This window comes from Acidimicrobiales bacterium (assembly GCA_036270875.1).
Lineage (GTDB): Bacteria > Actinomycetota > Acidimicrobiia > Acidimicrobiales > AC-9 > AC-9.
In genome coordinates, this window is the sequence record DATBBR010000066.1 from 1 (window position 1) to 8,913 (window position 8,913).

Annotated in this window: 10 protein-coding genes; 4 read left to right on the forward strand and 6 right to left on the reverse strand. The window is 71.5% G+C overall.

Going from position 1 to position 8,913, the window contains the following annotated elements; genetic code table 11:
- Nucleotides 1–6: 6 nt before the first annotated feature.
- The gene (locus VH112_07730) at nt 7–1,338 is read right to left on the reverse strand and encodes a hypothetical protein (GenBank protein HEX4540123.1); all 1,332 of its coding nucleotides are present in this window, start codon (nt 1,336–1,338) and stop codon (nt 7–9) included.
- Between the two features lie 16 nt (nt 1,339–1,354).
- Nucleotides 1,355–3,046: a Gfo/Idh/MocA family oxidoreductase gene (locus tag VH112_07735; protein ID HEX4540124.1), complete on the reverse strand. Its 1,692-nt coding sequence runs from the start codon at nt 3,044–3,046 to the stop codon at nt 1,355–1,357.
- Between the two features lie 62 nt (nt 3,047–3,108).
- Here VH112_07735 and VH112_07740 point away from each other — a divergent pair, with 62 nt between their 5' ends.
- Both VH112_07740 and VH112_07745 read left to right on the forward strand, forming a co-directional pair.
- Nucleotides 3,109–3,774, forward strand: coding sequence for a glycerol-3-phosphate acyltransferase (locus VH112_07740; GenBank protein ID HEX4540125.1), 666 nt, complete (start codon nt 3,109–3,111; stop codon nt 3,772–3,774).
- Nucleotides 3,775–3,788: 14 nt separating this feature from the next.
- Nucleotides 3,789–4,622: a DegV family protein gene (locus tag VH112_07745; protein HEX4540126.1), complete on the forward strand. Its 834-nt coding sequence runs from the start codon at nt 3,789–3,791 to the stop codon at nt 4,620–4,622.
- Between the two features lie 186 nt (nt 4,623–4,808).
- Here VH112_07745 and VH112_07750 read toward each other — a convergent pair whose 3' ends face one another.
- From VH112_07750 to VH112_07760, 3 genes are all read right to left on the reverse strand, one after another.
- The gene (locus VH112_07750; protein HEX4540127.1) at nt 4,809–5,282 is read right to left on the reverse strand and encodes a DUF2017 family protein; all 474 of its coding nucleotides are present in this window, start codon (nt 5,280–5,282) and stop codon (nt 4,809–4,811) included.
- Nucleotides 5,283–5,289: 7 nt separating this feature from the next.
- Nucleotides 5,290–5,649 carry an ATP-dependent Clp protease adapter ClpS gene (gene clpS, locus VH112_07755; GenBank protein ID HEX4540128.1) on the reverse strand — a complete coding sequence of 120 codons (360 nt, stop codon included), beginning with the start codon at nt 5,647–5,649 and terminating at the stop codon, nt 5,290–5,292.
- Nucleotides 5,650–5,720: 71 nt separating this feature from the next.
- On the reverse strand, nt 5,721–6,692 hold the full coding sequence (locus tag VH112_07760; protein HEX4540129.1) for a COX15/CtaA family protein: 972 nt from the start codon (nt 6,690–6,692) through the stop codon (nt 5,721–5,723).
- 119 nt (nt 6,693–6,811) lie between these two features.
- On the opposite strand from VH112_07760, the gene VH112_07765 reads away from it, so the two are divergent.
- Together VH112_07765 and VH112_07770 are read left to right on the forward strand one after the other, a co-directional pair.
- The gene (locus VH112_07765) at nt 6,812–7,705 is read left to right on the forward strand and encodes a heme o synthase (GenBank protein ID HEX4540130.1); all 894 of its coding nucleotides are present in this window, start codon (nt 6,812–6,814) and stop codon (nt 7,703–7,705) included.
- A 12-nt stretch (nt 7,706–7,717) separates the two neighbouring features.
- Nucleotides 7,718–8,299, forward strand: coding sequence for a TlpA disulfide reductase family protein (locus VH112_07770; GenBank protein ID HEX4540131.1), 582 nt, complete (start codon nt 7,718–7,720; stop codon nt 8,297–8,299).
- An 8-nt stretch (nt 8,300–8,307) separates the two neighbouring features.
- Here the strand turns inward: VH112_07770 and VH112_07775 are convergent.
- On the reverse strand, nt 8,308–8,913 hold a 606-nt coding region (locus VH112_07775; protein ID HEX4540132.1), incomplete at its 5' end, for an ABC transporter permease.

Sequence of the window (8,913 nt, forward strand, 5' to 3'; positions counted from 1 at the left end):
GCGAGCCTAGCAGGCTGGCCTACCCGGCTCGCCGGTCAGCACCCACTCGGTACCGTTCGGACCGTCTCTCACCTCGACGCCGAGCTCGGCCAGCCGGTCCCGTGCGACGTCGGCATCGTGCCAGCGCCCATCGGCGCGGGCCTCGGCCCGGAAGCCGAGCACGGCCTCCACGAACGGGCCGACCACCTGGCGAGGGTCCCGCGCCCCCACCTCCGCCAGCTGGCCCAACCGCACCACCATGGCGCGCGACGCGGCCCGTCCGCGGTCCAGCTCGTCGGACTGGAGCGTGTCGCGGGACCAGGCTTGCAGCTCCTGGTCGAGATCCAGGACGGCCTTCACGGCCGACTCGACGTCCCGTTCGGCCACAGCGCAGGCGAACGCCTCCTCGTGGGCACGTACCGAGTCCATCAGCGGCGACCCGGACGAGCCGACGTCAGGGGCCACGGCCCCGACCGGTTCCTCCGCCGCGGTCCGTTCGCCAGCACGCCGGCGTCCGGATCGAGCCGGGCGTTCGGCGGCCAGATCGGCGATCTCGGAGATGGCGATGGTCGTCCCTGACGGGATCTCCGTCGAGCGCCCACGGGACCGCACGGTGACCACGCCCAGCCCCGCCGTGGTGGCGTCTCCACCCTCGAGGTCCATCACCAACGCGCTGTGCTCGTCGACACCGAGGACGAACGTGTCGTCGGGCAGGTCGCGCTCCATGGCGGCCAGCCTGCGCTCGCCGAGGTAGCAGTAGCGGGTGTCGTGGTTACCGCCCTCGGTGTTGTTGTAGTGCGGGATCACGGCGGCGCGTAGCCCGGTTGCGGCGAGGAGGTCGAGCCCTTCGAGCCAGAACGGATCGGCCCCCACCTTGTAGATCTCGTAGACGGGCACGGTCGACACCCCCAGTGTGAGGGCCGCGGCGCTGGCGAAGGTGACCGCCCCGCCGAGGGCGAGCTTGTCCGCCAACAGCTGCGGGACGACCGTTCCGGTCCATTGGCGCAAGGCGTAGCTCGGGCTGCCCGGTCCGGCGAAGACGTACCTGGCGTCCCCGAGCCGGGCCAGCATCGTCTCGTTGCGGACGGTGTCGGTATCGGCGGACGACCGGATGTCGGCGACCTGGAGCTCCGCCTGGACGCTCTCACGGAAGTACTCGACCGCCTTGGCGGCCACGTCCGACGCGTTCATCTGAAAGCCGAAAGGCGTGGTCAACAGCACGGCAGGCACGGGCGGCCTACCCAGGCGGCCCAGGAGCTGGCGGTGCATCTTCACCATGGTGGGGCTCGTCTCCCCCGAGCCCATGATCGTGAGGAGGCGGGTCACACCCGTGGCCAACGTCCCGGTTGGAACGGCCATTCCGGGACCGCTTCGGTCAGCGTGGCGCCACCTCGATCGGGGCCCCGCCGCGCTCGGATGATCGGTGGGCGGCTTCGAGAAGGACGACGACGTTGCGAATCGAGTCGGCGGTGACCGCCAGCGGCTCGCCGAGCGCGAGGTGGTCGGCGAGATTGCGATGGAAGGCGAAGGGCTGGGGGGCGGACAGCGGGAGGCGGGTCTCGCTCACGCCACCGCCGCTCTCGTACCGGGCCAAGGTGAGCTCGGCTGGCGCCTCGGCGTGGTGCGCCCGTTCGGCCACATAGCCGACCCCGGGCTCGAGGCGCTCGAAGGTCAACGGCCGGTACCAGCCGGCCAGCGTTCCCGCCGTGCCCTGCAGGTAGAACTTGGGCCGCCTGATGGCAGCCACCGAGCTGTCGACGAACTCCGCCTCCCGACCGTCGCTCCATCGGAGCCCGACGCGCAGCTGGTCGAGGTTCGTGACGTCGTGCCAGACCCGCTTGTGGCCGTGGGCGTGGACGACCGATGGCATGTCCTCCATCAGAAGGAGCATCCAGTCGAGGTGGTGCGAGCCCCAGTCGAAGACCGTGCCTCCCGAGACCGAGGCCTCCGAGTGCCAGGCCCGACAAGGGTGCTCGAAGCCCCCGACGAACGTCTCGATGTTGAACACCTCGCCCAGCAGTCCGGCGCCGACGACCCGGCGAATGGCCATGAAGTCGGTGTCCCATCGCCTGCTCTGGTTGACCGTGAGACTCAGGTGATGGGCACGCGCCGTCGCCAGCAGGTCGTCGGCATCGGCCACGGTGAGGCACAGGGGCTTCTCGCAAGCCACGTGCTTGCCGGCGCGCAGCAGCTCGAGCGTGATGCGGGCGTGCGACACCGGAGGGGTGGCGACGACGACCACCTCGACGTCGTCGTCACGGGCCAGCTCGGCCACCGTCGGGTAGGTGCGAACTCCAGGGAACTCGGCCTCGGCCGCCTTGCGCCGATCGGTGCTCTCGTCGCAGGCGGCGACGAGCTCGAGCCCGGGGGTGGCCTGGGCGGCGGCGCCGTGCAGGTAGCCCATTCCGCCGTAGGGGCCGTACCCGACGACGGCGAGCCCGATGGGTCTGCTGCCGCGGTCCGGCGCGGCGAGGCGTCGCAGAGCGCGGCGCAGCACGGTCGCCAGCTCGTTGTTCTCCAGTGCCTCCTCGGTGTTGCCCAGGCCCGAGCTCACCACTCGCCCGCGGCCGAGGGCCGTCTCGGTCAGCGCGGGCCGATCCGCGAAGCCCACGCTCACGGACAGGCACACCTGCGCCGAGGGTGCCAGGGTCAGCAGCTGGAGGCGGTCCACGACCGGGAACTCCTCGGGCACCCGCTGGGCCAGCACGCTCGTCGGCGAGACGACCTTGACGAACCACTCGGCGAGCGGCGCGGTGACGGTGGGGCCTGCGGGGTCGCGCCGGCCCGTTCGGTCGTCGCCGCCGATGAGGAGCAGCGACGCCCCCGCTTCGACGTGGCGGTAGAGGGCCGTCAGCCAGTCCGAGGCCAGCCCCCCGGTGCCGCCGTCCACCACCACGGCGTCATATCGGTCGGGTGACGGGAGATCCGAGGCCATCGGCATCACGTCGGTCCGGGTGACATCGACCCCCCCGGTTGCCAGGGCGGCCAGGGCCCGGCGGCGGGGGCCGGTCAGCCGCGAGGAAACCATCAGCACGCGCATCGGCTCGGTCAGGCTCGGCGACGCCATAGGGCGACCATCTTGTACCTACCGGCAATGCGGCGCGGACACGGCAGTAGGGTGGTCCTTCGATGGGAGGCGGCCGAGCGGCGCGACGTGCTCCGATGGCCGGAGCGGCCCGCCTGGCCGGAGCCGCCCTCACCGGGTACGCCCTGGGCGGGCTGCCGTCGGCGGACGTGGCCACCCGCCTGGCAACCGGCGGCGGAACCGACCTGCGGATGACGGGCTCCGGCAACCCGGGTGCTGTCAACGCCATGACGGTGTTGGGCGGAGGCTGGGGCACGGCGGTGCTGGCGGCCGACGTGGCCAAAGGCGCGCTCGCATGCGCGGTCGGTCGGGCTGTGGCCGGCGGGACCGGGTCCCATCTCGGCGGTACCGCAGCTGTGATAGGTCACTGCTTCCCGGTCGCAAGCAGGTTCAAGGGGGGCAAGGGGGTGGCGGCCAGCGTGGGACAGTGCCTGGCGACGTTCCCAGCCTATTTTCCGATCGACCTCGCCGTCGCCGCGCTCAGCTCGGCGGGACCCTGGCGGCGTCGGGCGGCGGCGGCCACCCTGCTCTCGTCGGGCGCGTGGGTCGGGGGCGCCATCCTGTGGTGGCGGACAGGATGGCCCAACCTGTGGGGGCCTCGGCCGACGGTCGCCCTGCCGCTCGCCGCCGCGGCCAGCAGCGCCGTCATCCTGTACCGCTTCGCCACCGCGGCCAGGGTTGCTTCCGGCACTCCCGGCACTGCTGGGTAGGGAGAGGCGCGAACGTGATCGGGCTGTGCACCGATTCGAACGCCCAGCTGCCAGCCGAGTTGATCGAGCGCTATGGGGTGGAGGTCGTGCCCCTGACGGTGACACTCGATGGTGAGGACTTCCTCGAAGGCGTCGATCTGGACGCCGACGGCTTCTACGCCCGCTTCGTGCCGGGCGTGACGCAGGTGGCGACCGCGGCGCCGGCGCCGGGACGCTTCATGCTGGCCTACGAGGCGTTGGAGGCCCGTGGTGCGACCGAGATCATCTCGATCCACATCGGATCATCGGTGTCGAGCACACTCGATGCCGCCTTTGTGGCGTCCAGGGGCGCCGGCGTCCCCGTGCGGCTCGTCGACACCGGGACGGCGTCCTTCGGGGTGGCGTGCTGCGTCTGGGAGGCTGCCGATGCGCTGGCCAAGGGCGCCGACGCCGAGGCGGCGGCGTCGGTGGCCGAGGCGGTGGCGGCGCGGACGGGCAACGTGTTCGTGGTCGGGGCCTTGGAGCTGGCCCGCAGCGGGGGGAGGCTCACGGAGTCGCCGTCGAGCGGCGTCACCGCCATTCCGGTGCTCACACTGGCCGAGGGGCGGATGGTGCCTGTGGGCGAGGTCGCCACCATGGAGGAGGCGGCGCGGGTCATGGCCAGTGCCGTCCTCGGCGGCGGCACCGATCTTCGGGTCGGCCTGGGGATCGCCGACGCCGGGGCGGCCCCGTTGTGGCACGCCCTGGAGGACGCCCTGGTCGACGCGCCGGAGGTGCTCGAGGTGGTCCGGTACCGGATCGGGCCCAGCGTCGGCGCCCACACGGGTCCCGGCTCAGCCGGTGCCATCTACTATCCCTCGGGCCTGTAAGGAGCCCGGCCTCGGCACATACCTGTTGTTCCACCTTGCGTCGAAAGCCGGTCGGGTGACGGCCCCCGCGGCACCCTCTTTCGACCAAAGGTGAAACAGAGGTACTTGCCCGCTCAGCCCGCTCGCCCTCGACCACACGGCGCCAGAGCGCGCCGCGACCGACGTGGCGCCCCCGGGCGAGCCGGACTAGAGCGAGGCCGCCAGGGCCTCGACCACCTGCTCCTCGAGCCAGCTGAGGTAGCCGTACAGGGCCAGACCGGGGGCCCGCGGATCCCTCGGGTTCACGGGCTCGATGCCCTCGCTCACTTCGAGGTTGGTGCCGAGCACGAGGCGGAGCTCGTTGAGCGCCGACAGCCAGCTGACCACCTGCTCCTCCTCCAGTCGGTCGGCGTCGATGGTCTCCTCCATCACGATGAGGGCCTGGCGATGGTGCTCGAGGAGGTCGTCGTGCATGAGGCTCTGGTAGTCGGCCTCAGCCTTCTCCTCGTTGCGGTAGGCCGGCGGGAAGAGACGCCGAACGCTCGGGTCGGCGGGATCGGTCGAGTCGATCAGGTCGCGCACCTGGCCAGGGAGCGAGCGCAGCAGATCCCGCTCCGCCTTCGACAGTCGCAGTTGGTAGTTGCCCGCCTTGGTGCGGCGAAGGCGGCGGCCGTGCTTCACGCCGACCTCATTGCTGGTGCTCCATGGTCGCCCACAACCCGTGCTCGTGGAGGCGGAACACATCGAGCTCCGCCCGCTCGCGGGAGCCGCTCGAGACGATCGCTCGGCCCTTGTGGTGTACGTCCAGCATCAGCTTGGTGGCCTTGGCCTTGCTGTAGCCGAAGAGCTTCTGGAGGACGAAGGTGACGTACGACATGAGGTTGATCGGGTCGTTCCAGACGATGACGATCCACGGCCGGTCGGTCTTGACACTGGTGTCCTCGCTGGGCTGCTCGATCTCGGTCGGCAGCGTGTCGGGCACGGCCGTGGCCGTGGTCACGGCGTCCGCCGCCCCGCCCGGACCCACCCCGCTCGCCGCTCTCGCCATGCCCAAAGTCTGCCCTCTCGGCGGGCGTCAGGGAACCCCCGAGCGGCGGCTGAGAGCCCCCGGACAGCTGGTCAGGCGCCGGCCAGCACGTTCTCGGCGAGCTCCCCCGGGGCGGGTTCCTCGAGCGGGCGTCCCTCAGGGGCCGGGTGCGTGAAGAGTCCGAGCCGGTAGCGCAGGACAGCGATCCACAAGGCGGTGGCCCCGGCCAGGTGCATGGCCACCAGCGCTGCGGGAACGCGGGTGAAGTACTGGGTGTAGCCGATGGCGGCCTGGGCGGCGATCACCCCGAGGACGATCCTCGCCCGGCGCTGGACACCGGCCGGGGCGCGGGCGTGGTGCAGGGCGAACAGGGTGGCGATGGAGAGGCCCACCAGCACCATGACGACGCTCGAGTGGAGCTCGGCGACTCCCTGGAAGTGGAAGGGCAGGCGCTTGGCGTGAATGTCGCCGCTGTGGGGCCCGCTGCCGGTCACCGCTGTACCCAGGATCACGACCACCCCCACGGTGGCCAGGACGAGGCTCCCCAGCCTGACCAGGTCGCGGCTGACGACGGGCCGGCCCGGTGTGTCGTGTCGGCCGGCCCGGTAATGGAGCACCACGGCATCGGCGAGCACGGCGAAGGAGAGCACGAAGTGGCCCATCACCCACGGAGGGTCCAGCTTGTACAGCACCGTGAGGCCACCCAGCACGATCTGAGCGAGGACCCCGGCGACGAGCCCGCTCGACAGCCACAGCAGGTCGCGACGCCGAGGCTGGCGCACCAGGGCACCGAGCACCGCCGCCACCACGGCGGCGGTCACGGCCACGGTGATGACCCGGTTGGTGAACTCGATCATCGGGTGGAGGCTCCAGGCCGCGACGATGCGGTGGCCTGTGCAGGTCGGCCAGTCGGGGCAACCCAGCCCCGACCCGGTCAGGCGGACGGCGCCGCCGGTCACCACGATGAGCGACAGGGCGATCACGGCGGCCAGGGTGACGCGGCGGTAGGCGCCGGGAGTGAGGCGCCAGCGAGCGTCTGCGGTGGTGCGGGCCGTGCCTGACACTGGGCCCGATGCTAGGGCTGCGCCCCCCAACCGACACATCGGGACCGGGACGACCGGCCCCGCGACCCCCCGGAGCCGCTTTTGAGCGGTTGACAGGGCCGTCGTATTGTCGAGGCTCCATGGCGGTCCTCGCCCCCACCACCTCGATCGCTCGCCTCCGGGGCTACCTCGCTCTGACCAAGCCGAGGATCGTCGAGCTGCTCCTGGTCACGACGGTGCCCACCATGGTCGTGGCGGCGCGGGGGCTGCCGTCGGGGTGGCTCGTCCTGACCACCCTCGTCGGCGGCGCCCTGGCCGCAGGCGGCGCCAACGCCGCCAACATGTACGTCGACCGCGACATCGACAAGGTGATGCGCCGCACGCGCGACCGGCCGCTGGTAACGGGGATCGTCACCCCCCGAGCGGCGCTGGTCTTCGCCGCCGGCCTCGAGGTGGTGGCCTTCGCCGATCTGTGGACGTTCGTCAACCTCCTCAGCGCCGTGCTGGCCCTGAGCGCCACCCTCTTCTACGTCTTCGTCTACAGCGTCTGGCTCAAGCGGACCTCGAGCCAGAACATCGTCATCGGTGGCGCCGCTGGAGCCGTACCGACACTGGTCGGGTGGTCTGCGGTCACCGGTCGCCTCGCCTGGGCGCCCTTGGTGCTCTTCGTGGTGATCTTCGTCTGGACCCCTCCGCACTTCTGGGCCCTCGCCATGCGCTACCGGGACGACTACGCAGCCGCCGAGGTCCCCATGCTTCCGGTCGTCACCTCGTTCACCCGGACGGCCCGCCAGATTCTCGCCTACACGGTCGCGCTGTGGGTGGTGTCGATCGCCTTCGCGCCGATCGCCGGGATGGGAGCGATCTACATCGTCGCCGCGATCGTGCTCGGCGGAGTGTTCGTGGCCTATGCGTTGCGCCTGTTGCGCGCGGGCACCGCGGCGGCGGCCATGCGCCTGTTCGGATACTCGATCTCCTACGTGACACTGCTCTTCTCCGCCATGGCCGTGGACGAGCTGGTGCGCCACCGCTGAGCAGTGGGGTTGGTGAAGGCCACCGCCCAGCCCGCGCCCGAGCCGGCGCGGGCTCCGAAGCGGGGCCCAGGCTGGTTGCGATCATGGCGGTGGCGGGCGCTCGCCTTCGCCCTGATCGTGCTGCTGGCCCTGATCGGTGCCATCCTGACCAGCGGGCGAGCCGCGCCGCCGGGCGCGGCGCCGGGGTTCTCGGTCGCCCGCTTGGGCCAGGCGGGTTCGACGATCAGCCTGAGCGACTTTCGGGGCCGGCCCGTGGTGATGAACTTCTTCGCGTCGTGGTGCCCGCCGTGCCGGGACGAGCTCCCGACGCTATCCGCCGCCCAGCGCCGGGTGGGTGGGAGCGTGGCCTTCGTCGGCATCGACGTCTCCGACTCGACACCGGCCGCCCTCGACCTGGTGCGGTCGAGCGGGGTGAGCTACGCGCTCGGGGTCGATCCCGACTACAAGGTGGCCGACAGCCTGTACCACCTCAGGGGATTGCCGTCGACGGTCTTCATCGACGCCAAGGGCAACATCAGTGGCACGGTCCTGGGCCAGCTCAGCCCGCGGGTGCTCGCGGATCGGCTCAAAGGCCTGACCGGGCGTCCGGCCTGAGCGCGCGCTCATTCCCAGCGAAAAGTCAGCCCCGCGGCCACCGGGGCGGCCACTCCCCAGACGAGCAGGACGAGCCACGACTCGAGTGGGATGCCCCCACCGACACCCAGGGCGTGGAAGAGCGAGTCCGACAGGGCGGCGGCCGGCAGCAGGCGGGCGACGTCGGCCAGTCCGCCCGGAAGCTTCGACAGCGGCACGATCATCCCGCCCAGCAGAAGCAGCACCAGGTACAGGCCGTTGGCGGCCGCGAGAGTCACCTCGGCCCGGAGGGTGCCCGCCATGAGCAGGCCCAGACCGGCGAAGGCCACGGTGGCGGCGAAGAAGGCGACCACGCCGGGCACGACGTCTCCGTGGGGGTCCCAGCCGAGGCCGAAGGCCACCGCGACCAGCACCGCGACCTGGACCACCTCCACCAAGGCGATCGCCGTGATCTTGGCGGCCAGCAGTGTCGGGCGACCGAGCGGCGTCGTTCCGAGCCGCTTGAGCACCCCGTAGCTGCGCTCGAAGGCGGTGGCGATCCCGAGGCTCACCATGGCTGTCGACATGACGGCCAAGGCGAGGATCCCGGGGGCGAGGAACGCGACCGGCTCCTTCGTCGTGGTTGGGAGGACGTG